28 protein-coding genes and 1 tRNA gene are annotated in these 26,970 nt (G+C 57.4%); 4 read left to right on the top strand and 25 right to left on the bottom strand.

What is annotated here, in order from left to right:
- Positions 1 to 4: 4 nt before the first annotated feature.
- Positions 5 to 1,102 (bottom strand): DUF3866 family protein, encoded by a 1,098-nt coding sequence (locus ACTLLP_RS02340; protein WP_441060370.1) that lies wholly within the window; start codon positions 1,100 to 1,102, stop codon positions 5 to 7.
- 62 nt (positions 1,103 to 1,164) lie between these two features.
- On the opposite strand from ACTLLP_RS02340, the gene ACTLLP_RS02335 reads away from it, so the two are divergent.
- Positions 1,165 to 2,889 (top strand): Rqc2 family fibronectin-binding protein, encoded by a 1,725-nt coding sequence (locus ACTLLP_RS02335; RefSeq protein WP_441060368.1) that lies wholly within the window; start codon positions 1,165 to 1,167, stop codon positions 2,887 to 2,889.
- On the opposite strand, the gene ACTLLP_RS02330 is transcribed toward ACTLLP_RS02335, so the two are convergent.
- Positions 2,886 to 3,611 carry a LolA-like protein gene (locus ACTLLP_RS02330; RefSeq protein ID WP_441060366.1) on the bottom strand — a complete coding sequence of 242 codons (726 nt, stop codon included), beginning with the start codon at positions 3,609 to 3,611 and terminating at the stop codon, positions 2,886 to 2,888. The two genes, ACTLLP_RS02335 and ACTLLP_RS02330, sit on opposite strands and share 4 nt — an antisense overlap.
- Positions 3,612 to 3,715: 104 nt before the next feature.
- Here ACTLLP_RS02330 and ACTLLP_RS02325 point away from each other — a divergent pair, with 104 nt between their 5' ends.
- The 3 genes from ACTLLP_RS02325 to ACTLLP_RS02315 are packed head-to-tail and all read left to right on the top strand — an operon-like array spanning position 3,716 to position 6,257.
- Positions 3,716 to 4,030 (top strand): nucleotide pyrophosphohydrolase, encoded by a 315-nt coding sequence (locus ACTLLP_RS02325; protein ID WP_441060364.1) that lies wholly within the window; start codon positions 3,716 to 3,718, stop codon positions 4,028 to 4,030.
- A 20-nt stretch (positions 4,031 to 4,050) separates the two neighbouring features.
- Positions 4,051 to 5,292, top strand: coding sequence for a DUF1015 domain-containing protein (locus ACTLLP_RS02320; protein ID WP_441060362.1), 1,242 nt, complete (start codon positions 4,051 to 4,053; stop codon positions 5,290 to 5,292).
- Positions 5,293 to 5,348: 56 nt separating this feature from the next.
- Positions 5,349 to 6,257: an Mrp/NBP35 family ATP-binding protein gene (locus tag ACTLLP_RS02315; protein WP_441060360.1), complete on the top strand. Its 909-nt coding sequence runs from the start codon at positions 5,349 to 5,351 to the stop codon at positions 6,255 to 6,257.
- A gap of 62 nt (positions 6,258 to 6,319) precedes the next feature.
- On the opposite strand, the gene ACTLLP_RS02310 is transcribed toward ACTLLP_RS02315, so the two are convergent.
- From ACTLLP_RS02310 to nrdR, 23 genes are all read right to left on the bottom strand, one after another.
- A complete protein-coding gene (locus ACTLLP_RS02310) occupies positions 6,320 to 7,150 on the bottom strand; it encodes an FAD/NAD(P)-binding protein (protein WP_441060358.1) in 831 nt (276 codons plus the stop codon).
- Positions 7,140 to 8,171 carry a 4Fe-4S dicluster domain-containing protein gene (locus tag ACTLLP_RS02305; protein ID WP_441060356.1) on the bottom strand — a complete coding sequence of 344 codons (1,032 nt, stop codon included), beginning with the start codon at positions 8,169 to 8,171 and terminating at the stop codon, positions 7,140 to 7,142. Before ACTLLP_RS02305 ends, ACTLLP_RS02310 begins: the two co-directional genes overlap by 11 nt.
- Positions 8,172 to 8,181: 10 nt before the next feature.
- The gene (locus ACTLLP_RS02300) at positions 8,182 to 9,132 is read right to left on the bottom strand and encodes a 4Fe-4S dicluster domain-containing protein (protein ID WP_441060354.1); all 951 of its coding nucleotides are present in this window, start codon (positions 9,130 to 9,132) and stop codon (positions 8,182 to 8,184) included.
- Positions 9,125 to 9,559, bottom strand: coding sequence for a hydrogenase iron-sulfur subunit (locus ACTLLP_RS02295; RefSeq protein ID WP_441060352.1), 435 nt, complete (start codon positions 9,557 to 9,559; stop codon positions 9,125 to 9,127). Before ACTLLP_RS02295 ends, ACTLLP_RS02300 begins: the two co-directional genes overlap by 8 nt.
- A complete protein-coding gene (locus ACTLLP_RS02290; protein ID WP_441060350.1) occupies positions 9,550 to 11,508 on the bottom strand; it encodes a 4Fe-4S binding protein in 1,959 nt (652 codons plus the stop codon). The genes ACTLLP_RS02295 and ACTLLP_RS02290 overlap by 10 nt, the downstream gene beginning before the upstream one ends.
- Positions 11,509 to 11,514: 6 nt before the next feature.
- Complete coding sequence (locus tag ACTLLP_RS02285; protein WP_441060348.1) at positions 11,515 to 12,375, bottom strand: CoB--CoM heterodisulfide reductase iron-sulfur subunit B family protein; 861 nt, start codon at positions 12,373 to 12,375, stop codon at positions 11,515 to 11,517.
- A complete protein-coding gene (locus tag ACTLLP_RS02280) occupies positions 12,372 to 12,905 on the bottom strand; it encodes a 4Fe-4S dicluster domain-containing protein (protein ID WP_441060346.1) in 534 nt (177 codons plus the stop codon). The genes ACTLLP_RS02285 and ACTLLP_RS02280 overlap by 4 nt, the downstream gene beginning before the upstream one ends.
- A gap of 176 nt (positions 12,906 to 13,081) precedes the next feature.
- Positions 13,082 to 14,227, bottom strand: a complete 1,146-nt coding sequence (gene spoIIP / locus ACTLLP_RS02275) for a stage II sporulation protein P (RefSeq protein WP_441060344.1) — start codon at positions 14,225 to 14,227, stop codon at positions 13,082 to 13,084.
- Positions 14,214 to 14,903, bottom strand: coding sequence for a DUF1614 domain-containing protein (locus tag ACTLLP_RS02270; RefSeq protein WP_441061583.1), 690 nt, complete (start codon positions 14,901 to 14,903; stop codon positions 14,214 to 14,216). Before ACTLLP_RS02270 ends, spoIIP begins: the two co-directional genes overlap by 14 nt.
- Before the next feature lie 156 nt (positions 14,904 to 15,059).
- Positions 15,060 to 16,637 (bottom strand): methyl-accepting chemotaxis protein, encoded by a 1,578-nt coding sequence (locus ACTLLP_RS02265; RefSeq protein WP_441060342.1) that lies wholly within the window; start codon positions 16,635 to 16,637, stop codon positions 15,060 to 15,062.
- A 77-nt stretch (positions 16,638 to 16,714) separates the two neighbouring features.
- Positions 16,715 to 17,446 (bottom strand): twin-arginine translocase subunit TatC, encoded by a 732-nt coding sequence (tatC, locus tag ACTLLP_RS02260; protein WP_441060340.1) that lies wholly within the window; start codon positions 17,444 to 17,446, stop codon positions 16,715 to 16,717.
- A 47-nt stretch (positions 17,447 to 17,493) separates the two neighbouring features.
- On the bottom strand, positions 17,494 to 17,706 hold the full coding sequence (gene tatA, locus ACTLLP_RS02255; RefSeq protein WP_441060338.1) for a twin-arginine translocase TatA/TatE family subunit: 213 nt from the start codon (positions 17,704 to 17,706) through the stop codon (positions 17,494 to 17,496).
- A 105-nt stretch (positions 17,707 to 17,811) separates the two neighbouring features.
- Positions 17,812 to 19,263 (bottom strand): NiFeSe hydrogenase large subunit, encoded by a 1,452-nt coding sequence (gene hysA / locus ACTLLP_RS02250; protein ID WP_441060336.1) that lies wholly within the window; start codon positions 19,261 to 19,263, stop codon positions 17,812 to 17,814.
- Between the two features lie 87 nt (positions 19,264 to 19,350).
- Positions 19,351 to 20,277, bottom strand: a complete 927-nt coding sequence (locus ACTLLP_RS02245; RefSeq protein WP_441060334.1) for a hydrogenase small subunit — start codon at positions 20,275 to 20,277, stop codon at positions 19,351 to 19,353.
- Between the two features lie 73 nt (positions 20,278 to 20,350).
- Positions 20,351 to 20,869, bottom strand: a complete 519-nt coding sequence (locus ACTLLP_RS02240; protein ID WP_441060332.1) for a HyaD/HybD family hydrogenase maturation endopeptidase — start codon at positions 20,867 to 20,869, stop codon at positions 20,351 to 20,353.
- 95 nt (positions 20,870 to 20,964) lie between these two features.
- A complete protein-coding gene (locus tag ACTLLP_RS02235) occupies positions 20,965 to 22,071 on the bottom strand; it encodes a 6-phosphofructokinase (RefSeq protein WP_441060330.1) in 1,107 nt (368 codons plus the stop codon).
- A 31-nt stretch (positions 22,072 to 22,102) separates the two neighbouring features.
- Positions 22,103 to 22,300 (bottom strand): hypothetical protein, encoded by a 198-nt coding sequence (locus ACTLLP_RS02230; RefSeq protein ID WP_441060328.1) that lies wholly within the window; start codon positions 22,298 to 22,300, stop codon positions 22,103 to 22,105.
- Positions 22,301 to 22,315: 15 nt separating this feature from the next.
- Complete coding sequence (locus tag ACTLLP_RS02225; RefSeq protein ID WP_441060326.1) at positions 22,316 to 22,786, bottom strand: HAD family hydrolase; 471 nt, start codon at positions 22,784 to 22,786, stop codon at positions 22,316 to 22,318.
- A gap of 12 nt (positions 22,787 to 22,798) precedes the next feature.
- Positions 22,799 to 23,443, bottom strand: a complete 645-nt coding sequence (locus ACTLLP_RS02220; protein ID WP_441060324.1) for an adenylate kinase — start codon at positions 23,441 to 23,443, stop codon at positions 22,799 to 22,801.
- 56 nt (positions 23,444 to 23,499) lie between these two features.
- Positions 23,500 to 23,577: transfer RNA gene (locus tag ACTLLP_RS02215), tRNA-Pro, on the bottom strand.
- Positions 23,578 to 23,836: 259 nt separating this feature from the next.
- Positions 23,837 to 24,337, bottom strand: a complete 501-nt coding sequence (nrdG, locus tag ACTLLP_RS02210) for an anaerobic ribonucleoside-triphosphate reductase activating protein (protein WP_441060322.1) — start codon at positions 24,335 to 24,337, stop codon at positions 23,837 to 23,839.
- A complete protein-coding gene (gene nrdD, locus ACTLLP_RS02205; RefSeq protein WP_441060320.1) occupies positions 24,334 to 26,343 on the bottom strand; it encodes an anaerobic ribonucleoside-triphosphate reductase in 2,010 nt (669 codons plus the stop codon). The genes nrdG and nrdD overlap by 4 nt, the downstream gene beginning before the upstream one ends.
- Entirely contained in the window at positions 26,336 to 26,809 is a 474-nt protein-coding gene (gene nrdR / locus ACTLLP_RS02200; protein WP_441060318.1) for a transcriptional regulator NrdR, read from the bottom strand. Before nrdR ends, nrdD begins: the two co-directional genes overlap by 8 nt.
- Positions 26,810 to 26,970 lie beyond the last annotated feature (161 nt).

Here is a 26,970-nt window from a genome sequence, read left to right as displayed (position 1 = left end):
AAATTTATGCAAGGTGAAGCAGATGCCAAGCCCAAAGCCCGGCCGCCCCCGCAGCCAGGAAAAACTCGGGTTCCTCCTCCGCCCCCCTACCCATCGTGGTGACCTGGAGAGCCATCGCTTTCAAGGCCATCAGCGCGCTCTCGGCCTCCAAGGACAACACCCGGTGCCTCCGAGGCACTCCAGCTGCTTCCAGCTGCTCCCAGACTAGGGCCTCGCGAGAGGGAGATAGACGAGGCAGCGGAACCCAGCCAGATACCAGGCTCACCCTTTGCAGCACGGTGAGGGTGTGGTGACTGATCCCCTGGTGCCGCGCCCGGAGATCGGCGAAACTCAAGCGGAGAGGGATAACAACCCGCCCATCCAAAACACCAGCTGCGTTTACAATCTCGCCTTGCCCCACCGCCGTGGTGCCCAATGGCGTGGAGGTGCCCACCACCCCCGGACCCATTCCGGCCACTATCACATCGGCTCCGGCTACATGCCGAGCCGCCAGCAACCCGCTGTGCAAGGTCACCGCCTCCAATTCTCCCCCGAAGGCGTGCCCCACCGTCACCGTGGAGGCCAGAAGGCCCCGGTGGCGGAGCTCCGCCACCGTCCGGGAAAAAACCAGGGGCAAAGCTCCACCATCGGTCATAACGTAAACCACACGCACCCGTCCCCCGCTTGCCTGCCAGAGGGCAGCAGCCACCGCTGCCAGTTGGCTATGCAACTCCAGCGCCACCACCGGCGTCCCCTCCAGACTGGTAGCCTCACGCATAATCGGGTGATAAGGGCTCTCCGGCTCCTCCACCGCCAGCACCTTAAGCTGGGCCGGCGTGTAACGCAGCTTCATGATATGGCCGGGTTCCGAAGGTTCTAGTACCGGATGATTTAGGTTAGCCACCACGAAGTGATAGCCGCCGCTCCCCAGGCCCAGCGCTACCGCCGTGGTGTTGAGGAGCACCGGATCACCAGGAGCCGCAGAGCCGCAAAATCCTTCCAGAGCCAGAGCTTTTTCCTTCTCCCCTTCCACTTCCACCAGGAGTTCTTGGCATCCAGGGCGGCTATCCAGGACCCGCAACACCTTTCCCGGCCGCAGCCGCAGGTAGCCCCCCTTGCACATTTGTTTACCCACCTCTCCATGCCTTATACTTTTAACCAGGTTGCCCAGGGAGGAGAAACATTTTGCCTTTCGATGGACTCACCCTAAACCGCATAGCGCAGGAGCTACGGGAAGAGCTCCTCGGTGCCCGCTTGGAAAGGATACACCAACCTTCGGAGCTAGAGTTGTGGCTGCTTTTTCGCCGGCAGGGGAAAAAGAGCGAGCTTTGGATCTCGGCTCAAGCCCACGCCGCCCGCGTCCATCTCACCCAATTGCCCCAGCGCCCGCCTTCCCGCGCCACCCCTTTTCTGCTGCTCTTACGCCGCCACCTTGAAGGCGGCCGGTTAAGCGCAGTGGAGCAGCCCGACCTAGAACGTATCCTCTTTCTAGACCTGGCGGGCACCGACGAACTCCGCCGTCCGGTTAGTTACCGCCTAGCCATCGAAATTATGGGCAAGCACAGCAATATTATCCTTTTAGATCCCCGAGAGGGCAAGATCCTGGACGGCATCAAGCGATACAGTCACGCTCTTAGCCGCTATCGCGAAGTGCTCCCCGGTCGTCCGTATCTTATCCCCCCCAGCAACAAACTAGATCCGCGGAGCCTGAGCGAGGAGGCATTCTTTTCTTCCCTCCTCTCCTCCTTCACACCCGAGACGACTCTGGCACGCGCGGCGCAGCAGCGCTTCAACGGACTGAGCTCAACCACCGTCGTCCACATACTGCGCCAGGCCAACCTCCCGGAATCCATTACCCTGGCGCAATGCGGTCTTTACGAATTGAACCAACTTCGCTTCGCCTTGGAACAAGTATTGGAAGAAGTAACTCAGGGGCGTAGCCAGCCCACCCTGCTATTGGAGGGAGAGACACTGGTAGATTTCTTTCCTTTTTCCCCCGTCGGTGACTGGTCCCGGCAAATCGGCACCATGAACGAATTAGTGGACCGCTATTACGCCCTGCGCCTTCGTGGCCAGCAAATGGAGGCGCAGCGGCGAGAGCTGCAACGAAAAATAAGCCGGCGCATAGAGCAAGCCGAAAAGCGCCTGGCGACCTTAGAGACTCTGCTGGCCACCACCGATCCGGAGCAGTACCGTTTGTGGGGGGAGCTCCTGTTAGCCAACCTGTACCGCGTGGCCCCGGGGCAAGAAAAAGTGGAGTTGGAAAACTACCACCACCCGGAAGCAGCACCGGTGGTCATCCCCCTAGACCCTTACCTTAGCCCGTCCGAATGCGCCCAGCGCTACTTCAACCTCTACCGCCGAGCTCAGAAGACCCGCGACCGGGCGCTGGAAGAAAAAACTGCCCTCACAGCCGAACTGACCTACCTAGCCTCCCTGGCCACCTCTCTGCAGCAGGCCAGGGAACCGGAAACCATAGCTTCCATAGCGGCAGCACTAGAAGGGAACAAAGACCTTCCCACGCTTTTGCCCCAGGAACCAGAGGTACGACCATTACAATTGCGTTCTCCTTCCGGCTTCATCGTGTGGGTGGGAAAAAACCAGCGACAAAATGAGCAGGTCACCTTTCAGTTGGCCGCCCCAGACGATTGGTGGTTTCACGCCCGGGGCATTCCAGGAGCGCACGTGGTGCTAAAAACCGGAAAACAAGAACCGGCGCCAGCAGATCTGCATTGCGCCGCCACCTTGGCTGCTTACTTCAGCCAGGCTAGGGAAAGTTCTCGAGTAGAAGTGGACTACACGCGGCGGTCCTTCGTCCGGCGAGCCGATAAGAAGCGTCCAGGACTGGTCTTTTACACCCAGGAACAGACCCTCGCCGTAGATCCCCGCGAAGCCGAGCGTTACCTCTAGGAACTGGGAGTTGAAAGTGCCGACGGCGGATCGATGCTCTTGGCACGCCCGTAATCGCTCAGCCGCAACTCCAGCTGCAGCTGGGTGGGCGCTTTTACCCCCCTAGCCTCTACCCAAACCCGAGCCACGTAACCAGAAGCGGGATCTATCCCTATCCGGTAACGAAAATCGGTGAACTGAGTAGCTAACTCGGGATGGCGAGGGGATACCTGAGCGCATTCCAGCACCCAGAGCCCTTTCTCTTCTTCTCCCGGACGCACCTGCTTAACCCCAGGCAAGGATTCCAGATCGAGCAACGCCAGGGGATCTAATTCGGTACTGAAGACTCGGGTCTCCCCCAGCCTCTCAGCCGGAAAGCTAAGCCATTTGGGGCTGAAAGGATCCTTGAGATAGGCGGTGTCCCCTATCCGGATAATTTCCGTCGGCGTGTTAAAGAGCTTGCCCTTCACGTGCACCCGGTCAGGTAGCACCCGCCACCCTTCCAACTCGCTCAAATTCCGAACTCCCTGGGGAGTGACTAGGCGAACCCGAAGACGGTAGGTGTAAGCCGAGGTCGCCCGCGTTTGTTGCAAAGCCTGCTGCAATAAGTCGTCTGGTGGCGGCAAACGCAGCCGGGAACGTTCCTCAGCGAATCGTTGCCAGCACCACAAGCCCAAGAGTAGCGCCAACAGCGCTGCCACGGCCAGAAGCATCCGCTTGCGACTGAGAAAGATCCGGCGCACAGTCCTCTCCGCCCCCCTCTGAGAGAAACTATGCCCATTTTCTCGCTTCGAGAACCACCCGCGGCGACAATATGATAGAATGTTGGACAGTGGAGGGTAAAGTGATGGAACTCAGGGAAATGCAGCACGAAGTGGATAGCTGGATTTCTCAGTTCTCCGAGGGGTACTGGCATCCTCTAAGCATCCTCGCGCGTCTAATCGAGGAAGTGGGAGAGCTGGCGCGGGAAATCAACCACCGCTTTGGGGAAAAGCCTAAAAAAGCCGGCGAGCCCCCGGGCGACCTGGCTTTAGAGCTGGGGGACATCCTCTTTATTTTGCTCTGCTACGCTAACCTTTTCAATTTAGATCTTGAGGAGGCTTTTAAAGCCACCATGGAGAAATACCGTAAGCGCGACTCCGATCGCTGGACCAGGCGCTAATCAAAGGAGAGGATCGTACGTTGCCCACTATTATCCCTTTTCGTGGATGGCGTTACCGCCGTTTCCCCCTCGCGCTGGTCATTTCCCCACCCTACGACGTGGTGGACCAGCGGCAAACCGCCGAACTCCGCTCCCGTCACCCTTACAACATCATCCACCTAGAGGGGAGCCGAGCGGGCCAGGGCCCGCAAGCCTACACCGCTGCGGCTCACCTCTGGCAGGAGTGGCGGCGAAAGAAAGTGTTAGAGCCCGAGGCCGTTCCCGCCTTGTACTTCTACGCTCAGAGCTTCACCTGGGAAGGAAAGATTTACACCAGGCGTGGCTTTTTCTGCCTGCTCCGGCTCGAGCCTCTGGGGCGAACCATTTTACCCCACGAAGAAACCCTGGCCCGCGCTCGCTCCGACCGCTGGGAGCTCCTGCGCGCCTGCCGGGCCCACTTCTCTCCTATCTTTGCCCTGTATCCAGAGGAGGAGGAATTGACATCGCAACTTTGGGACCGGGTGGCGCCCTTTGAACCCGACCTAGACGTCACCGATCCGGAGGGACAAAGGCATCGCCTGTGGATAGTAACCGATCCGCAACTGATCGGACAGGCCCAAAAAATGGTGAACCAGCAACGCCTTATCCTAGCCGATGGCCACCACCGCTTTGAAACTGCCCTGCGGTACCAGGAACTTTTCCCAAGCGAGGGGAGCCATAATTGGATTCTGTCCCATATCTCCTGCGCCCGCGACCAAGGGATGCTGGTTCTACCAACCCACCGCCTGCTCAGCGCCCTCCCAGACAAATCCCTACCCGAGCTCTTGGAACAAGCCCAGCGCAGCTTTTTCCAGGTTCATCCCGTGCCCACCACCGCCTTGCGCTCCGCTCTGCCACCCGGCACGCTGGGACTTTACGCTGGGCAAGGAAAGTCCTTCGTGCTGACCCTACACCCAGAAGTCGATCCGGCTGAAATCCTGCCGGGAGAACAACCCGCTACCTGGAAACGGCTGGCGGTCACCGTGCTGCACTATCTACTGTGGCAACAAACCTGGAGCTGGCGCTGGCCGGAAGAAGCGATCGGCTACACCCACTTGGCCGAAGAGGCGCTGGCCTTGGTGGATAGGGGAGAGTATCGCCTCGCCTTCTTGCTCCCTTCTCCTCGAATGGAAGAAATCTTGTCCGTAGCCACCGCTGGCTTTCGGATGCCGCAAAAGGCCACCTATTTCCATCCTAAAGTACCCGCTGGCCTAGTAGTTTTTGCTCTGGATAATGGCCCCTGAGATGTGGTATAAACTTTTTGAGGCATATGCTCTAAACTGGTAAAGGAGGTTACCCCGTGAGCGACGAAAAGAAGGAAAAGTGTGCCCAGGAAGGCAAAACCTGCGCCTCGTGCTCCGAAAAGGGTACTTGTGGGCACGGGCAGGACAAGCCTGCTTTCGATCCTCCTAACCCGCTTTCCAAAATCAAGCACGTGGTGGCGATCATGAGCGGCAAAGGGGGGGTGGGCAAATCCACCGTTACCGCCCTGCTGGCCGTGGCCCTCACTCGGGACGGTAACCAGGTGGGAATACTGGACGCCGACGTGACCGGTCCCAGCATACCCAAACTGTTCGGTCTGAAAAGCAAACCCGATGCCTCGGAGTTAGGGATCTTCGCCCCGCGCACCAATACCCTGGGAATCCGAGCCATGTCTATGAACCTTTTTCTGGAGCGCGAAGACGAACCGGTGATTTGGCGTGGCCCTATCATTTCCAATGTTATACGCCAGTTCTGGACCGAGGTTATCTGGGGCGACCTGGATTATCTACTGGTAGATTTGCCGCCGGGAACCGGAGATGCTCCCCTCACCGTAATGCAATCGCTGCCGCTGGACGGAGTGATCATCGTTTCTTCCCCACAGGAACTGGCGGTTATGGTAGTAAAGAAAGCCATCCACATGGCCGAGATAGTTAATATTCCTATCCTGGGACTGATCGAGAATATGGCCTACGCCATCTGCCCTCACTGCGGGCAGAAGTTTTATCCTTTCGGGGAACCCAAAGGAGAAAGAGTGGCCTCCGAGGTTGGCATCCCCTTCCTGGGTCACCTCCCCATCAACCCGGAACTCGCTCGATTGGGTGACGAAGGAAAAATCGAAGAAGTTGAACATACAGGTTTAGGAGAGGCTCCCAAACTCTTAGCCGAGCAGCTGGCCAGGCACTCGCGCACCGCCCACCTACTCTTCGGGGGCCAGAAGCCCCAATAAGCACTCAGCCTGGAACCCTTAAGCGAGGGAGCCCTGGCTCCCAGCGGCTTCCTCGCTCGGGTTTACAGCGGCTCCTTCAGCCCTTTGAGCTCCGCCCAGCAGAAGACGGGACCGGAGAGACAGACGAATTTATCTCCCAAATTGCAGCGTCCGCACTTCCCTATCCCGCACTTCATCCTCATCTCCAGAGTGGTGAAGATCCGTTCCGGGGGAAAACCGCGCTTCTCCAGCCAGGCGATGGTCTTGGTTATCATAATCGGAGGGCCACAGAGCACAGCGTACTTGCCCTCGGGGTGAGGGTTGAGTTCGGCCACGCAATCGGGGACAAATCCTACTTTCCCCGCCCAGCCTTCCACCGGACAATCTACGGTCAGGTAAACCGCAGTGCGGGGCGCCCGGGGCCAGATAGAAAAGATTTCCTCCCGGAAGCAAAACTGATCGGGAGAGCGAGCTCCGTAAACTATATCCAGCTGGCCGTAGTCTTCCCGGTGAGCCAGCACATAATTGACCAGGGAGCGCAGAGGAGCCATTCCTATACCGCCACCGATAATCAGGAGATCCTGGCCCCGGAAGAGCTCGCAGGGGAAGGGTTTACCAAAGGGACCCCTTACCCCTAATGTGGCCCCTTGGTTCAGCTGAAAAAGGGCAGTGGTAACCTTGCCCATGCGCCGAACGCTAAACTCCAGCCACCCTTGCTCCAGCCAGGGAGCGGAAAGGGAGAAAGTAGCTTCACCTACACCGAAAACGGAAAGCAAGGCCACTTGGCCAGGCATATGCTTCCAGGAAGCGGCCGCTTCTGGATCGAGGGCCAGACGAAAACTCCTGATGTCTTCCGTTTCTTGCCTGACCGCCAGCAGAGTGGCTAGACGAGGAAGGTAAGGATTAAACCGCACCCGCACCCCTCCTCCTCACCTCGGTCATAACCTCCCGGATATCGATGTTCACCGGGCAGCAGCTGACACAGCGCCCACAACCCACGCAACCTTCCACTCCGTACCTCTGGTAATGATAAAGGAGTTTATGGTAAAGGCGGTTACGTAACCGCTCCGATAACCTGGCCCGGGGGTTGTGCCCGCTGGTTTGCAAAGTGAATTCGGGAAACAGGCAGGTGTCCCAGCAGCGCCACCGATCCCCTTCTTCCCCCCAATCGAATAGATCGAAACAATGGCAGGTGGGGCAGAGGTAGGTGCAAATACCGCAGCCCAGGCAGCGCTGAGCCAGATCTTCCCAGTAAGAATCTTGCACCAGCAGAGGCAATTTCTCCTTAACCCCCTCCAGCAGAGGGGGGACCACCAGGCTGGCCAACAACCGAGTCTCCAGCTGCTGCTTGGCTTCCAGGAGCTCCGCCGGCGCAGGGACCAAGAGCTGGGAATGTTTTTCCACCAATTGCTGCCCCTTATCGGTCAGCGCTTCCACCAAGTAGCGCCCGCCTAAAGCGGTGAAGTGCAAATCCGCTCCTTCACCAGTGACCGGAGTATAACCGTAAGTAACGCAGAAACAAGCTGGCTCCACCTCCAGGCAACTCCACCCCAGCAGCAAAGCCTTTTCCCTGCGGGCAGCGTAATAGGGATCGACGGGAGAAGCCAGAAATACCGCGTCCAGAGCCTTGAAACCCTGCAAATCGCAGGGGCGCAAACCGAAGAGAGCCAGTGGCCTGGGATCGGGTTCCACCGGGGCTAATTCCCAGCTATTCCCGCGAGGGGCATACCGGAACAGGGGCTCAGTAGCGGGAAAGAAGAAGCGCTTAGGTGGTACCCGGCTCGCTTTCGGTCCCAGATAGACCTTATCCGCTTCGCGCAGATAGCGAAAATAAATCTCTCCATCCTCCTCCACTGGCGCGACCAGGTTGAAATCGGCACGGAGAAAGTTTAGTAGCAAAGGCAATTTTCCCTCAGCCAGTTCCCAGTAAGACAACGTTTTCACCTCAGCTAATCTCGGGGTCGTCCGGGGCATAGCTAGCCAGCACCCCTGGAGACACTTCAGCCAGCGTGGCCACTTCCCGGTCCAGCTTTCGTACCATCAGCATAAGTGGAATCTTAACCGGGCAAACCCGTTCGCATTCTCCACAACCGCTGCAGCGCCCCGCCACGTGCAGCAACCGGGTCAAATGATACTGGTAGATCTCAGCCAGCAGATGGGCCTTGCTAACCCAATCCACCGTCCTCTGCCAGCCGGGTAATGGAGGATCGAAACAGCATTGATGGCAGGAACAAGCGGGACAAACTTCCCGGCAGGCGTAACAGCGCAGGCAACGCCGCAATTGACGATCCCAAAACTCGCGGCGCTCCGAATCCGATCGCTGCTCCAAGTATATTACCCCAGCATAAGGATCGCTCTCCAACCGGGGATAGGTGGCGGAGAAATCCAGGCGGAAATCCACCGCCTCGGTTTCCGCCGCTCCAGGGCAATTCAGGCAGCGGGAGCACAAGTAGGGTTGCTTGGGTATCACCCTGTCCTCATCCCCCACTCGCACCACGTACTCCTGCCCCCGATCGGCAAGAAACTCCAGTCTATCAACCTTCAAATCTTTCCGCAGCTTACAAGGGTCTAAAAGACCGCCACAAGGGACCTCTACCAATTTAATCGCGTCACGGTCTAAATCGCGATCGGCCAGCAATTGCTGCCAAGAAAGCAACTCACATCGCCGCACCAATAGAGCCACCCTTTTCCCCTGACAACGCAGTAAATACTTGACCAGGTTAGTCAAGCAAAGAGGATTATAAACCAACTCCGACACCTGCTCTGGCTGGGTGATAAAACTGGGGCGCATCACCAGAGGCAGCGTCCCTACGGAGTAGCCCAGGAAAAGTTCTACCTCTCCCTGTCGCAACAAGCGGTCAGCCAATTCCCGTATCGCTTCCGTGGCCTCACGCAAGGGTTTCCACCTCGCGCGCGAAAGAACTGGGCCCCAGCGACCGGACTTCTTCCACCATTTCCGCTATGGTGCCGGCAAATTTATTCCCTTCCGATCCTGCAATCCAATGCACCTGAAAGCGGACCGGCTCCACCCCCACGAATTCCAGCAACTTTCTTAGCACCCAGAAACGCCGGCGGGCGTAAAAATTACCTTTCACATAATGACAATCGCCCAGGTGACAGCCGGCTACCAGCACCCCGTCGGCGCCTCCAGCGAAAGCCCGCAAGATCATCTGGGGATTAACCCGGCTAGAACACGGCACCCGAATAATCGAAACATTCGCCGGGTAAGAGTAGCGACTTACTCCAGCCAGGTCGGCAGCAGCGTAGCTGCACCAATGGCAAAGGAAAGCGATTATCCGGGGTTCCCACTCCTTTATCGGCATAAAGCATCGACCTCCGCCAGCAATTGATCGTTGCTGAAACCTTTGAGTTCCATGGCCCCGGGACGGCAGGCTACGGTGCAAGAACCACAGCCCTGGCAGAGCTCGGGCTTCACCCGCGTGCACCGGCGCCCCCCCTCCTTCACCACCTCTATGGCTTGATAAGGGCAGACCGCCTGGCAGTGCAGGCAGCCGGTGCATAGAGACCGGTTGACCCAGGCCACCAACGGGCTCACTCCCAGCTCCTCCCGCAATAGCAAGCCCACAGCTTTGGCCGCAGCCGCGCTGGCGTGAGCCACCGTGTCGGGAATATCCTTAGGAGCCTGGCAGGCACCAGCCAGGAAAATTCCCGCCGTATTGGTCTCCACCGGGCGAAGCTTGGGGTGAGCTTCCTGAAAAAAACCGTCTTTATCGGTGGCAATGCCCAGCTGGCGAGCCAGCTTTTCCGCTCCCCGCGCCGGCACCACCCCGGTGGCCAGCACCACCAGATCAGCAACGATGGTCAACGCTTCGCCCAGTAGCGTATCGGCACCCTTGACGACGAGTTTATCCCCTTCCTGATAGATTTTGGAAACGCGACCCCGGACGTATATGACGCCTTCATCCTGCACCTGGCGGTAAAACTCCTCGTAGCCCTTACCGAAGGCACGGATGTCAATATAGAAAACATAGACCTGAGCCTCGGGAAGCCGCTCCTTGATCTGGCGGGCATGTTTGGCTGTGTACATACAGCAGATGCGAGAGCAATATTCCCGTCCCTTTAGCTCATCGCGCGATCCCACGCAATGCACCAGCACCACCGTGCGGGGTTCTCGCCCATCCGAAGGGCGCACGATCCTTCCCCCGGTGGGGCCGGAAGCGTTGACCAGGCGTTCAAAAGCCAAGCCGGTTATAACGTCGGGGTAGCGCCCGTATCCATATTCCCCGTAAGTTTTTTCCCAGGGGAAAAGATCGAACCCGGTGGCTACAACGATAGCTCCCACCTCTTCCTGATGCAAGGAATCTTGCTGGTGGTAATCGATCGCCCCAGCAGGGCAAACCTTCTGGCACACTCCGCATTTGCCCTTGGTGAGCTGTCGGCAATAGCGGGCATCGATAAGCGGCTTATTAGGAACCGCCTGCGGAAAAGGCAGGTAAATGGCCGTGCGAGTGCTCAAATGGAAATTAAGTTCGTCTGGCAGCTTTACCGGGCATTTTTCCCAACAAGTGCCACAGCCAGTGCACTTGGTGTGATCCACATAACGAGCCTTCTGCTTGATGGTTACCCGGTAGCGCCCCAAGCTACCTTCCACCTTATCCACCTCGGCATAGGTGTAAAGGCGGATAAGCGGATGCTTGGCCACCGCCGCCATCTTAGGAGTGCTGATACACGCCGAGCAATCCAGCGTGGGGAAGGTTTTGTCCAGGAGCGCCATCTTCCCCCCTAGGCTCGGCTCGCGCTCCACCAGCACCACCTCTACCCCGGACTCGGCTATGTCTAGAGCGGCCTGGATACCTGCTATCCCTCCCCCTATGACCAGACAACGGCGGGTGATAGCAACGCGCCCCGGCTCTAGAGGCTCCAATCGCCTAGCTTTGGCCACTGCTCGCCGCAAAATCCGCAACGCCTGGCTTTGAGCTCCGGCACGCTCGCCGGAGTGAACCCACGAGCAGTGCTCTCGCAAGTTAGCTATTTCCAGTAGATAGGGGTTCAATCCCGCCCGCACCAGCACCTCGCGAAAAGTATCCTCGTGCAAACGCGGGGAGCAAGCAGCCACCACCACGCGATCCAGCCGGTGCTCCACGATCGCTGTAGCAATAAGCTGCTGCCCAGGATCGGAACACATGTAACGATAATCGACGGCGTAAACCACTCCAGGGATCTCAGCCGCCGCCCGAGCCAGGGCCGGGCAATCCAGCACCCCACCGATATTAGAGCCACACCAGCAAATGAAAACCCCTACTCGCGGCATCTACACTCAACTCCCTACCATCCGCAGAGCTCGACGCGGGTCCACGTAATGCGATCCCAGGCCCAAGTCCCGCGGATTCAAACCCATCCCTATTCCCAGCAACTGAGAAAGATAGAAGACCGGCAAGGCGAAATTAGTGTCAAAACGCTGGTTAACTTCCTGCTGTCGCAAATCCAGATTGGCGTGACAAAGAGGGCAGGCAGTCACTAGAGCGTGCGCTCGCGCCTGAGAGGCCGAGTGTAAAACATTCTTGATGAGATTGAGAGCCACCTCTCGAGCACCAAAGATCAAAGAAGCGCCGCAGCACTCGTTCTTGCCCCCCCACTCCAAGGTCTCTACGCGGGTAGGCAGCAGCAGTTTTTCCATTAGCTGGGGTTGTTCGGCGTCGTCGCAGCCGGTCAGGGTGGGACGAACCAGCAAACAACCATAATAACAGGCCACCTGCATCCCTTTCAAGGGACGAACCATCTGCACAGCCAGGGCCTCTTCGCCCAATTGCGCTAAAGCTTCTAGCCAGGAAAACACCTGCACCCGTCCAGCAAAGTTGCGCCCCAACACCCCTTCCACCCGCCGTTTAAGTTCTGGGTCGCGCTTCAATTCCTCGCTAGCAGCCCGCAGACGTTGATAACAAGCAGCGCAAGGCGACAGAATGTCCAGCCCCATATCCTCAGCTAGAGCCAGCACCCGCGCCGGAAGGGCCAGCGCCAGGAATGGATCGGTACTGTGCGCTGCCGTAGCGCCACAACAATTCCAATCCGGGATCTCAATCAGCTCCATGCCCAGGTGGCGCGCTACCAAACGGGTGGAGCGATCGTACTCCCGGGCTGTCCCCTTTAGCGAGCAGCCCGGATAGTAAGCGAATTTCATTGCTCCTCACTCTTTTCGGCAAGAAAAATTTGGGAAATGACTGCCCGGTCTTCCACCGACTCGGGCAGCAGGCGAAGCTTTCGCCGGGTCAACATAAAGCGGCCCAGCTCCACATCGCGCCAAACCTTACGCCCTTTCAGATTAAACTGCACGGTCAATCCGAGCTCGTACACCCGCCCGTAGCGGCGGACGGAACGCAAAAACAAGGCGTTGAAAAGAGGCATTCCCCGCCGCAGGGACGAGGGAAGCCGCCGCCGCGCCCAAAAGCGCAAGGTATCGATAATACTGGCCAGATCGATGTGGCAGGGGCAACGGGTAGAACAGGTGTGGCAGCTGCTACAGACCCACAGAGCTCGAGAAGCCAGCAATTCCTCTCCCCGTCCCAATTGCAAGAGACGCAGGATCTGGTGTGGCTTAAAATCCATAGCAAAAGCTACCGGGCACCCGGCCGTGCACTTACCACACTGGTAGCAATGGCTCACCTTTCGCCCCGCTGCCCGGTTAACCTCCGCCCAGAAATTTACATCCATTTCCCTGTTCCCAGCCTTTTAGTTGCTCTTCTAGTCTCTAAGTATATCGGAGAGAAAGAGAGGGGTAAACCTGAAAACTTCCCCGCTCTCGCCAAGTTCTAGGCCCCGGTCGCTCTTTCTCCCCTCGGTAGCCTCTGAAATTGGGCACCTGGACACTTCGAGGGATAAAAACCTCTTTATTTCTGGCGCTTTCCCGAATCCCGCGCCCCCCATTCTTTGGACCAGAAGTGGCGCCATCTCTCTGCCGCTCCCCGCCAGCTACCGGCACTAAGCAGCAAGAATCCTCCTACTCCCAGCACTGCAACCAGCACCAGCAAGGCCACTGCCCGCCACGCTCCGGGCGAACGCTCACTTAGAGGCCGCGCTCCTTCCGGCAAATCGGGACGAGAACCCTCAAGTCCTAATACCACCGGCACCGCCTCCGCCAGCAACCTCACTCCTCGCTCCGCTTCGGGACGAGTCAGCGTGTGAGTGCCGCATTCTAAAAGCAACGCAGTGGGAGACAAATCCTGGTTATAATTGCCCCGGCCCAGATAAATTCCTTTGACCAAGCCGGGATATTCTCGGTTGGCGTAACTCATAAGCCGTTTAGCGAAGTCCAGGTTAGCCTCGAACTTAGGATTCTGCCGCCCCACCACAATACGTATCTGGCCTATTGAGCTCCCGCGGATATAGGTGCGGTAAAAATCGGGGTCGGGCACCCCATCGCGGTGTACATCGAATAGGGCCAAGGGCTGGCTACGCAGCAGCCGGGTAGCCGTTTTGCGCGAGCGCACGTAAGCGTAAGCGTCGTGAGGGTCGTGAGGCGTGGTATCGTGTTGTACCTGCACCCCTTCCCCTTCCAACTTGCGGCCAAAATGAGCTCCCACCTTGAGGATACCCCCCCGGTACGGGATAGAGGCCGCGCCGTCGGTGGGAACGTAAGACTCGTCGCTATGGGTATGGTAAATAGCCACCATGCGAGTTCCCCCCAGAGAAACCGGTACGGCCACCTGTTCGAAGTAGCTCTCCCAGGCTAATAAATCGCGGTCGCGTCCCAACAGGCGGGCCACAGCTACCTTGCCTTGCACCTGCTCCACCCGATAATGCTTCCCTTCCGGGGTGAAAAATTCGTCTCCAGGAGCCACCTCGCGAGCCAGACGGTCGAGCACTGCTTGCGCCTGATCGACCACGGTGTAAAAACTACCTGCTTCCAATTCCCCATCGTAAGACCAGAGACGGGAAGCCGCGACCGGCAGGGATCTTTCTTCCTTCCAGCCGAGCAGAGCAGTCAACCCTAGCAGCATAACAATCAATCCCAGGCCCAGACTACTTTTCCTCATCTTTTCCCCCTCCCGGCGAACGCAGGCTTTCCAGCAGGGCCGGGTCCCTCGCCTCTGTTCGCGGCCCTCCCTGCAGGCGTTCCCGCATCTCCCCCACTAATTCGGCCAACAAAACGGCCGCTAGACCCGCCAGCACCATCGCGTCGAAGACTCCTCCCCCTCCCAGAGTCACGGTGATAGGAGCTCGATGGCGTAGAACCCAAAAATAATGCCCCAGATCGCCTAGCAATACTCCCATAGTGGCAGCTACAAAGGCTGCCCGCCGCGAGCGGCCGCTTAAATAAGCCACCGCCGCGGCTATTAGGGGAAAGAGATAGAGAGGCTCCATAAAATCATAGTGCCCGGCCGGTTCGGGCCTGCCCCGCATAAAGTACGTGCCCACCAGATAGACCACCAGTCCGGTAACTAGGGCCCCTCCCAGAGCCCTAGCCTTTTCCGCCCTCGTTCCCGCCCTTGCCACAAGATAGGCAGCCAGCCCCAGAGGGATCAGAGCTCCCCCCACGTTCAGGGCCAGGTGCCCTCCTAGTCGCAAGTTGATAAAGCTGCCCAGCACCATGGCCCCTATGAGCAACAGCGCAGACCGGTCGGAAAGGCGCATACGATCCAGCATTCGCTGCCCTACGCCCAAGTACAGCAGCAAAGAAAGCAGGATGAGCAGCAGCACTCCTACAGGCATTTGATCCACCGCGGCTTCACCTCCTCTTCCTCCAAGCCTATCCCGAGCCAAAAACAACTATGCAGCGCCACTCGTCCGGCGTGGAGGAAAACGGGGCAAAAAATAAGGGCCGTCCGGATTAGACAGCCCTTCACTCGCCGTGGACGGAAAAGAATATCACAACTGAAAGACCCTTACCGCCTCGCGTAAACGATTGGCTTCCTGGGTCAACTCCTGAGCCAGTTGACTCACATGCTCCGCCATCCGGCCCAGATCCTGTGAAGAAGTAGCCACGTTCTGAGTAGCTTCACTGGTCTGCTCCACCGCTTGGGCAATTTCCTTAAGCGCTTCCAGAGTTTCACCTACCCGGTTGAGTACACCGCGCAAAGCTTGGGCCGCCTGCTCCACAGCATTAACGCCCTCGTGCACCGCGGCAGAGGAGCGCATAGCAGAACCGGTCACTTCCTGCATCCCTTTTTGCACCTCGCCAACCAGACCAGCGATTTCAGAAGCAGCCCGAGCCGATTGCCCCGCCAGCTTACGTACCTCCTCCGCCACCACCGCAAAGCCCCGGCCATGCTCTCCGGCCCGAGCCGCTTCAATAGCAGCGTTGAGAGCCAGCAGGTTAGTCTGCTCGGCTATGCCCATAATGGTCTGGGTGATGCGATCGATAAGCGCCGTCGTTTCCCCCTGTTTTTTGACCAGAGCCATCTCCTGATCCACCGCCTGCCGGGCCTCCTTAATTTTGCCTAGAGCTCCGTCCAGTAGCTGCAAGCTCTTGCGAGCCTCATCTTCGATACGGTCGGCCGACTCGGCCGCCGTTTGAGCATTGGCTGCCATCTCCTGCGCGCTGGCGGAGAGTTCTTGGGCACTGGCCGCTGTCGTCTCCACCGCCGCTGAAGCCTCCTCCGCCGCCGCCGCCAGTTCCTCCGCCCGGGAAGTCACCTTGCCCGCCGTCTCCTGAGTGTGCCGAATAAGCTCTTTCAAGCGAGATACCATCTTATCTGCCGAGTGCGCGAGCAAGGCCAGAGCTCGGAAACGCTGCTGCCCGAAGGAGACCTTCAGATCCCCGTTGGCTACTTTTTCTAAAGCGGCCGCTGTTTTGCGGATAGGATCGGTAAAGGCATTGGTCAAAGGAATGAGCCCCAAGATAAATATAAAGATCACCGCACCCCCAACCAGCAAGCTGGTCCAAACAAGTTGCCAGGAAAGCGCCGCCAGACGCTCCAAAGGAATGCCCACGAACCACATGCCCACCACCTTCCCCTGCGGGTCGCGCAGAGGCATATAAGCGGTGAGCGAGCGCTTGCCAGCAACGTCGGCTACCCCATAATAATCCTTGCCCTCTTTAAGCACTCTTTCCACTACCTGCGGGGCCGCCTTGGTGCCCACCGCCCGCTGCCCCGCCTGGTTCTGCACCGTGGTGGCCACGCGGGTATCACCCATGAAAAGAGTAGCCTCGCACCCTGAAAGTTCCTTGATCCTATCCACTAGAGAGAAGTTATTGTTGAGCACCGCTCCCCCCTTACAGAGGTATTGACCTTCCCGCAGCTCCCACGGACCCGGATAACTCAGATCCACCGTGGCGTAACTGAGTTGCAACGTCTTGGCAAGGCGCTCCTGCAAAGAATCCTGGAGTTCGCGCCGCCCCAGGTAGACGGCCAAAGTGGTAGAAACCCCCACGCTGACGAGCAGGCCCAAGGCCAAAAGCAAGCGCAGGAACCGTCGCAGAGAAATCTCCCGTCCCAAAAGCAAAACCAAGCCACCTCCTATGACCAAAGTCTCCCCCTGAACGGGAAATCGGTCCTAGGAGGGAAAAGCTTTAACCGCAATTAGCGAGGTTCCAGGCAGCCGGCCTTTTCCTTCTGGCGAGCCATAGCTTTTTCGGTGTAGCGCACGATGTAAACACTGAGCTCGTATAGGAGGTACATGGGACCAGCCATCAGCAGGCAGGTGAAGGCGTCCGGAGTAGGAGTAATAGCCGCAGCTATAATAATAATCACCAAAAAAGCGTATTTGCGCTTGGCGGCCAAGAACTTGCTGGAGATGAGTTCCAGACGGGCCAGCAGATAGCTTATCAAGGGGAGCTCAAAAATAATCCCGAAAGGTATCAGGAAATAGATGGTAAAAGAAATATATTTCCCCACGGTGAGCATGGGAATAAGATAATCTCCCCCGAAGCGCAGGAGGAAGGCCAGACCGTAACGGTAAACACCAAAAAAGCCGAAAAGCACTCCCCCCACAAAAAGCACGAAGGAGCCGAAAACAAATAACACGAAATAGCGTTTCTCCGTAGCCTCCAACGCTGGAGATAGGAAATTCCAAATTTGCCACAAAATAATAGGCAAAGCGATTAGGAACCCGGAAAAGACACAAACCTTAACTATAGTCATAAAGGCCTCCGTAGGAGCGGTGAAAATCACCTTGTAGCCCGCCCGCGTAAGCGGGCTCAGAAGCAGAGCCAGGATTTTGCGGTAAAACAGGGCCGAAAACAACGAAAAAACTGCCACCGCCACCACGGATACGATCAAAACCCGTCGAAGCTCCTCCAGATGCTCAACCATAGTCATTTCCTTAGAGTTATTGCGGTTGATGGTATCGCCCCCTCGGCTTACACCCCGATGCTTCGCTTAATCTCTTCAGCTTCCTTCTTAACCTCTTCCACGCCACCATTGACGCGTTCGGCCAGGAACTGAGTGGCGCCGCGGAACTCCCGCAAGGCCTTGCCCAGGTAGCGGCCAAGTTCCGGGAGCTTACCGGGCCCGAAAACGATTAGAGCGACTGCCAAAATAAGGATAATCTCTTGCGCCCCTAAACCCAGCACAACCTATCACGCCCCCAGCAATATTATCAATACTATCATAATACAACGCACCCGCCTGCACCAAGGAGAAAGATTGAGCCCCTCCACTGAGGGGCTCAATCAAGCTTACACATGCACCACTTTTTTACGACCCCAGGAGTCCTTCACCTCAACGAGGTGAACAGCGCAGCCCAGTCAGGGATCGTAGGAGCGGACAACCCGTACCACCTCGATGGGGCTTTCGATGTTCTTGATCGGCGTTCCGATCAGGGCTTGCTCTATGGGCCCCCGCTGCCCTTTGTCGTCGCGCGGGCTAGCGTTCCAGATGGTAGCTGAAACCACCTGATAATTGTGAATTTTATAGTCCTTAATCTCGATCCAGTGGCCTATGGCGCCGCGTGGCGCCTCCCACAAGCCCATACCTTCGGCTTCGCGGGGTACGTCGCACGGCTTTATGGTGGGCTCGCCAGGAACCAACTGGTCTAGCCATCCCATCATGGCGTGGGCGACCAAGCGGCACTCGATGGCCCGCGCTAGATGACGGCCCATGGTGGAAAAAGCCTTCTCACCTAGATTGTAAATCTCCGGTACCCGGTTCACCCACATGCGGGCCAGCGGCCCCACCTCCATGGGATGGCCTTCGTAACGCGGAGCCTTAATCCAGGAGTAGGCGCCAGCTTTACGCGGCTGAGGCTCGGTCTTGCCATGAGCCGGGTTGAGCCCGGTGGTGTCGTTGCGATACCACGAATGCTTCACGTCTTCAGCGATCTTCTGCGGGTTAACCGCCTGCCACTGGCCGTTGATGTAGACGCCACCTTTGATCAAGAGATCCTGCTTCTCCCAGACCGGGGTGTCGTTTAGCGGGAAAATCCCGTAAGCCAGGGCATTTAGATAGCCCCGCCCGATATCGTAATAATCGCTGTACACTTCACCGATCTTTATCACATCGGGGACGTAGATATTATCGATAAAGGCAATGAGTTCTTTCAGGTAGCCCCGGAACTGGTCAATGCTCTCCTTGGTTACCTTTTCCGTGTTGCCGCCGGGAATAATGGTGGTGATGTGCGGCATCTTCGCGCCGTAAATGGCCAGCATCTCCTGAGCCTTACGCCGCATATTCAGGGCCTCCAGATAGTGCTCTACACAAACCTGATTGACTTCCGGCGGCAGCCGGTAGTAACCTTCTCCCTCGTAGCGGGGAACAAAGGGCGGGGTATCCGGACCCTTGACGTAATCCAATACCGCCAGGGTGTAGAAATGCAGGATATGCGACTGGATGAAGTTAGCCCCCTGGATCAAGTTGCGGGTGATACGTCCGTTAGTGGGAATAGTAGCCTTGAAAGCGTCGTCCAGGCTGCGCACCGAAGCCATGGAGTGAGCTATAGGACAAACGCCACAGATCCGCTGGGTGATATGCTGGGCATCACGTGGGTCCCGGCCCTTGAGAATGATTTCGAAGCCCCGGAAAAGGGTACCTGAAGACCAGGCATCCACCACTTTACCACCATCGACGTTGACTTCTATTTTTAGGTGACCCTCGATTCTAGTAACGGGATCGACAACCACTTTCTTGGACAATTCGTTATCCCCCCTTGCTTCCGCCTAGCCCCTCGACCACGTCCCTCCGGAGGACGGGCACGCTCGCGCAGAGCTCTAAAGCTAGCCCTAATCGTGAATCCGGTAGCGCCCGTAAAGCGGGCTGCTATCGTCCGGAAACCCCGGTTCAGAGCAAGCCTGACAGGGAGCTCCCGCCCGGATACACCAATTGACGTGGTGATTCCACCACCGGACGTTACAGCGCGCGTGGGACACCATACCCTTGCACCCTACCATGGCTAGGCAACCTTCGTCACCGGGGTGCTTGGCAAAGATTCCCTTGGCAAAATACTCACACCGGGGACAGCCCTCGTGAATGGTTCTATCTGGGAAGGCGATTTTGGGCCGATTAAAGTAATCGAGCTCAGGCACATCCCCGAAACGAAGCACGTAAGTGAGAGTGATCAGAAAATCGTCCGGATGCATGGGGCAGCAAGGAATATTAATTACCGGCGTCTTCTTCACCACATCCCACACCCCTACCGTGGTAGTGGGATTAGGAGCGGCCCCAGGTATCCCGCCGTAGGAAGCGCATTGACCTGCTGCTATTATGGCCGCCGCTTTGCTACCGTATTCCTTCAAAGCATGCAGCAGCGTCACATCTTTGCCATCCTGCTCACCTATGGTACAGAAAATACCATCGTCACCCGTAGGAACACCGCCCTCAATTACCAGGAAATACTTGCCAGCGTACTTGGCCGCGGTTTCACGCAAGTAGTCCCACGCCAGGTGTCCGGAAGCCGCCATGACCGTGGGATGATAGCGTAGTGAGATAATTTTTAGCAGCACTTCCTGGATCGGGGGGGTCACGGCGTTCAGGAGCGACACCGAGCAGCCAGTACAGGCTGCCCCTTGAAGCCAAATCACCGGCGGCCTTTCTTCCGCCGCTTCGGCCAAAGACTCTAGGATATAGGGCTCCAGAGCCGAAAGCAGCGCTATGCCGGCTGCAGTTTCGGTACAAATCCGGATGAACTCGCGCCGTGAGATTCGTCTCACCACATCTTCCCTCCCATCCCTTTGCGCTTGAAACAAACGCCCGAAAACCTTAGCAGATCTTGAAGCTTACCCTTTACCTCCTTTCCTCACCAACGGTGGTCGATTGGCCTTCCGGAAGCGTTTGAAGCCACTCCCGGATTTCCTCATCCGCCAACGCCAGCAAGCGCGGTAGGCGCTCTTGGATCAGAGGACTGAGCTCCATGCCCCAAGACATGCTGGCGGGCTGCATACCCAGAATAGTAGTGGGGGGGAGCACCTCCATGACTTTGGCCAGGTGAATCACTTCTAGAATCCCGACCGAGTGGGAAGACATAGCCGCCACCGGCACGTAATCATCCAGTTCCTCAGGAGAGAATTTAAAAATGGTGCCGGGCGGAGCCTGGCCATTAACTGCATCGATAATGATCAGGCGTGTGGCTTCTTCGATGTAATACAGCAGATCCATGCCCGCCGTGCCGCCATCAACTAGCTCTACCAGATCAGGGTAACCCTTCTGCCGCAGTGCTCGCACCACATGGACCCCTATACCTTCATCTTGCAACAGCAGGTTACCTATCCCCAGTACCACCAGCTTTGGTGTCGCTTTCAACATTTTCGTCGTCCCTTCTTCCCTCGCCGGTTAACCTATTAAGGATTCGCCACCGATAATTAAAAGTCCTGCCAAACTGGCGACTAATATCTTCGATCTTAGTCGCCGAAACTAATGCCCATCTGGCGGGCGGCACGAATCAAATCGCAACCTAAGGGGACCCGCCGCATTGAACCCACCGCCTCGGCCAGAGGCACCGAAGTAATGTCAGGAGTCCGGAGAGAAACCATTTCGCCGAAACGCCCTTCGAGTAAAAAGTTAACGGCAGCAGCTCCGAAGCGGGTGGCCAGCAGCCGATCGAAAGAACTGGGAGACCCCCCACGCTGCAAATGCCCCAGCACTGTCACGCGCGTTTCTATCCCTGTGGTACGCTCGATTTGCTCGCCGACCACGTTACCGATACCGCCCAGGCGCACACTCTCGAAGCTTTCCTTCACGATCTTCTTAACAACCATTTCTCCGCCTACCGGCTTGGCCCCTTCGGCCACCACAACAATGCTGAACTTCTTGCCTTCTCGCTGCCGCTCTAAGATTTTTTCGCAAACCTTGTCCACGGCGAAGGGGATTTCAGGAATAAGAATGACGTCCGCCCCTCCAGCTACACCGGCATGCAAAGCTATCCAGCCGGTGTAGCGCCCCATCACTTCCAAAACCATTACCCGGTGATGCGCCTCGGCGGTGGTGTGCAGTTTATCGATGGCCTCAGTAGCCGTGGTCACGGCGGTGTCGAAGCCAAAGGTCTGATCGGTAGCAGCAATGTCGTTGTCGATAGTCTTGGGCACCCCGATAACAGGGAAACTGTACCGCTCCCACATTTCTTTGGCGATCTTGAGACTACCATCGCCACCAATGATAATCAACGCCTGAACGCCGAGGGAGTTAAGGTTGGCCAGCGCTTGCTGAGAGAGATCCTTATAGACAATCTCACCGTTCTCCTTAACTGGATAGTAAAAGGGGTTTTCCCGGTTGGTGGTACCCAAAATAGTGCCCCCTCGGGGCAAAATACCCACAACCTCCCTAGGAGTGAGTTTGCGCGTGCGATTTTCCACCAAACCGGCAAAACCATCTTCAAAGCCCACCACGCTTATCCCGTAATTCCGCACAGCCACTTTGACCGCGGCCCGGATTACGGCGTTTAATCCCGGAGCGTCCCCTCCACCGGTGAGAATGCCGAGGCGCTTAATGACAAACTTAGTTTTAGCCACCACTTAACTCCCTCCCACGCCCTCGCCCAAGCTACATAGGTTTGGGCTCTTCTTGAGCGTCCTTAGCTTCCTTCTTTATCTTAGCCTCGCATAGAGGACAAATGGACTTGGGCTTTCGGGGAACCCCTTCGAGCAGTTCTTCTTCCTCTTCCACCACAGTTTCTTCCATCGCCTCGGTCTCAAACAGGCGCCCGCAAATAATACAGCGCTGCTGAACTTTTTTGCCCATGGCTAACCCTCCCCCTTATAAACGCAATGTGGCTACCACACGCTTAGGCTTAAGCAGGAGGTCGAGGGCTTCGTTGATGTCGCGCACCAGCACATCAGCGGCTTGCACGAGCTCGCCCGCCAATCCCTCCGGCCCCAGCACCGCAATCCCCAAAATGGCTCGCCGCAACATCAACACATCATTGGCCCCATTGCCCACGGCTACCGTCTGGGTTGCACCCAGCCCTTCCACGCATTTCTCCTTCTCAGGACCGGTAAACGGCTGGCGCAAGACTATCAGCTTAGCCTGAATAGCCCGGCATTTTTCGGTTGCCGTCCCAAAGGTGTCAGCTGTCAGAATATGGATGGTCAGCTTTTCGCCTAGGGCGTTGAGGCGCTCCACCACACCGGGCAATAACTCTCCATCACAAGCAAGGGTGCCGTTGTAATCCAACACCAAGTGATTCAGTTCCAGCAGGCCCCGGCCGGGTATTTCTACCCGCAGCATCCCGGTCACCCCTTACTTCCGCAAAGCGGCCATTAAATCGGCAAATACCTTGTCAATTGGCTGGTCACCGTCCACATTTATAAGCAGCCCCTTAGCCTGGTAATACTCGATTAGGGGCTGCGTCTGGGCCTCGTAGACATCGAGCCTTTTATTTACCGTTTCCTCCGTGTCGTCACTGCGCTGGTAGAGTTCACCGCCGCACTTGTCGCATTTTCCCTCGACCTTGGGCGGATTATTAATGATATGATAAGTGGCCCCACATACTTTACAGACCCGCCGTCCGGTCAGACGGGCCACAATCTTTTCTCGGGGGACCGAAACGTTAATGACCGCGTCCAGCTTACGCCCCATCTCGGCCAGCAACTTGTCCAACGCCTCTGCCTGCGCCACCGTGCGGGGAAACCCGTCCAGCAGGAAACCCCTCTCGCAATCAGATTGCATCAGCCGCTCGCGAACCACACCAATGATCACCTCGTCGGGCACCAACTGGCCTTTATCCATGTACTCCTTCGCCTTCTTACCCATCTCGGTGCCCTGCTTTACGGCCTCCCGCAGCATGTCGCCGGTGGAAATGTGAGGGATGTTGAGTTCCTGCACCAGCCGCTCCGACTGGGTACCCTTACCGGCACCCGGCGGTCCCATAATGAGAAGGTTCACCGCTCTCGCTCCTTTCAGTAATTTTGTGAAAACTGGCACTTAGAGGGGCTAAAAAATGGTCGGGATGACAGGATTTGAACCTGCGACCTCACGGTCCCGAACCGTGCGCTCTAACCAAGCTGAGCCACATCCCGAACCACGTAACTCTAAGAAACATTATGGCCGATTTTACAACTCCCGTCAAGTAGCTCTGGGCTCTAGTGCGCGTCAGGAGCTGGTAGGTGAATCAGGAGGGGAAATTTTCCAGAGTCGAAGACCTCATCCCAACTTCACCTCGCTTCCACCGAGCCCAAGCCGGATCAGCTCCTGCGGAACCCTTCCAGGCCGACTCCTTCCGAGCCGGAGAATCGGCGGTTTTCCCACTCCCCTCCCCTTAATCAGCCAGGAAGCGAGCTAAAGAACCAACTCCACCGCCCGGCCCTCCCTTAGCGAGCGGGAGACATCAATAAGCCGCTGGTTGGAAGAACCGCGAAAGGGCAAATCCAGGCTTTTCGACTCGACCCGAAAAGGACCGTCCACCAGCAGGTCACTGACCTCCAGGAGCTGACGCACCGCCTCCAGATCCAGGTCCAAGAGCTCCTCAAAGGTGTAACCAGTGTAAGTCACGATGCTCAGTCCCAGCCGCTCTTTTACTTGCCGACCTAACTGGGCAAAAGCCGCAGCCTGGAGGAAGGGTTCCCCTCCAGTGAAAGTTACTCCCGCCAGCAAGGGATTGCGCCCTATGTCCTGGAGCAGCCACTTTACCTCCAATTCTTCCCCGGCCTCCAGGTCCCAGGTGTGCTGGTTGTGGCAGCCGGGGCAGCGGTGCAAGCAGCCCTGAGCGAAGATGACGTAGCGCACGCCGGGGCCGTCCACCACGCTTTCCTTCACTATCCCCGCCAACCTCAGCTTCATAGATGCACCACCCGGTCCTGGAGCTCCGCCAGTTTAGCGCCGTTCCAGCGGTCGGTGGTGGAAAGGTAACCGGTTATCCGCCGGACCCGCCTTATACGGTCGGAACCGCATCGAGGGCAGTTGTCGGTCAAAACCCCCTGGTAACCGCAGGTCACGCAGAAGTCCACCGGGAAGTTTATCCCCACATATCCCATGTCGTTTTGGGCCATGTACCGGAGCAGAGCCTCCACCGCTTCCGGATTGTGCACAGGAGGCGACGGGAGTTCCACGTAGCTTATGTGCCCGGCATCGCAATACTTGTGGTAGGGCCCCTCGATTTCGATCTTGCGATAAGCTTCGCAGGAATGGTAGACAGGGACATGGAAGGAGTTGGTGTAATACTCCTTGTCGGTCACCCCTGGCCGCACGCCGAACTCGCGGCGATCCAAAGCCACGAAGCGGCCCGCCAAACCCTCCGCCGGCGTGGCCAGCAGGGTGAAGTTAAGCCCGTACTCTTTCCCGGCAGTATCCACCATTTCTTTTAGGCGGGATACTATCTCCAGCCCCAGCTCCTGGGCGGAGCCAGATTCACCGTGATGCTGTCCGGTCAGAACCAGCAGCGTTTCGGCCAGGCCGATGAAGCCCACCGCCAGAGTCCCGTTTTTGATGGCCTCTTCCACCACGTCGTCCAGTCCCAGGTTTTCCGAACCCAGGTAAAGCCCCTGCCCCATGACGAAGGGCAGGTCTCTTACCCGGAGCCTGGTCTGCACCTTAAAGCGATGCAGGAGCTGCTGGAAGGCAAGCCAGGTGGTGGTCTGGAGCAGCCGCCAGAAGGAGTTCAAATCGCCCTCGGCCCGCAAAGCTAGACGGGGGAGGTTGATGGTGGTGAAAGAGAGGTTGCCCCTACCCTCGGTGACCGCCGGGCCGCAACGGTTGGCCATGACGCGAGACCGGCAACCCATGTAGGCCACCTGATCCCCGTAAGGCGCGTTGAGGCTGGAATCCATGAAGCTGAAGGTGGGATTGAGACGTTTGCTTGCCACCCGGACGGCGAGCTGGAATAGGTCGTAATTGGGGTCGCCCGGATCGAAGTTTATTCCTTTCTTCACCCGGAAGATAATGTTGGGGAATATAGGAGTCTCCCCCCTCCCCAAACCCGCTTCGTAAGCTAGAAGGAGGTTACGCGTCACCTTGCGGCCGGCCTCGCTGGTGTCGGTGCCCAGATTGATGTTGGAGAAAGGCACCTGAGCTCCCGCCCGGCTGTGCATACTGTTGAGGTTATAGACCAGCGCCTCCATTGCCTGATAGGCGTCATCATCTGAAGCCGTTTCAAAAAAGGGGGCCATATCCCGGTCAAAAAAGGGAAAAGACTGGCCTCCAAACATGTCGTTCTGAGAGCTCTGCAAGATGATGCAAGCCAGGGCAGCGGCGGATCCCGGCCTCTTGGGCGGCCTTATATAGCCGTGACCGGTGTCGAAGCCCTCTTGCAGCAACCGTCCCAGAGGGATTTGCAGGCAGTTGGTGGTCTTGGCGTAAAAACCAAGGTCGTGGATGTGAATATCACCCCGCACGTGAGCCTGAGCGAATTCTTCCGGGATGAGACGGGTGAGATAATATTTCTTGCTGGCGGCCTCGGCCACCTGCAGCATCTTCCCCGAAGGGGAGTTGGAAACGTTGGCGTTTTCTTTGTGGGTCTCTTTAAGGATGTCGGCCACCGCGTCCATGAGCTCCGACTTGCCCTCACGGATGCGGGTGCGCCAGGCGCGGTAGAGGATGTAGGCCTTGGCCGTCTTGGCGTGACCATTCTCGATCAGCACCTTCTCCACCACGTCCTGCACATCCTCCACTCCAAAGATGGTGCCGTTGTAGCAAGCCTTAAGGTGATCCATCACCTGTAACGTAAGTCGCATGGCCGTTTCCCGGTCTTCCCCCCCAACCGCCTGTGCCGCTTTGAAGATGGCCTCGGTGATACGGTTGGGATCGAAAGGCACTTCACGCCCATCGCGCTTGCGGATCACTTCAAACACTGTTCTCTCCCTCCTTCTCCCGGACTAAGCGTTCGATTTCTCTTTGAAAATCGCAGCTATCGCAGAATTCCCGATACACGGACGCAAAACGCACATAAGCCACCTCGTCCAGTTGCTTCAGCTTCTGCATCAGCAACTCCCCGATCACGTAGCTAGGAATTTCCGGCTCCAGCCGGTTGCGAAGTTCTCGCTCCACCTCGTCCACCAGCTGCTCCAATTCCTCCCGACGGACTGGGCGTTTATGGCAGGCCCGGAGACAGCCGGTGAGAATCTTGGAACGATCGAAAAGTTCCCGGCGACCGTCCTTCTTCACCACCACTAGCGGGAGTTCCTCCACCCGCTCAAAAGTGGTGAAACGACGGTTGCAGCGGGGGCATTCTCGGCGGCGACGAATGGCCTGGCCCTCATTGGCTGGGCGCGTGTCCACCACCCGGGTATCGGTGAAGTGGCAATAAGGGCAACGCATGGAACGCAGACCACCCTTCGCACTACATCTTGTAGGTAAAATCCAGTCTAACGCAATATCTTGGGGAAGGCAATGGCGGTATGAGGCCGAATGAAGAGGTTAGGGAGCAAAAAGAAGGAAATGATCAACCCAAAAGCGCCGGAGGATAAATTTTAGGTTGG

Origin of the sequence: Desulfothermobacter acidiphilus, from assembly GCF_052073645.1 — a bacterium.
GTDB lineage: Bacteria > Bacillota > Desulfotomaculia > Desulfotomaculales > Ammonificaceae > Desulfothermobacter > Desulfothermobacter acidiphilus.
This window is presented reverse-complemented; position numbering and strand designations above follow the sequence as displayed.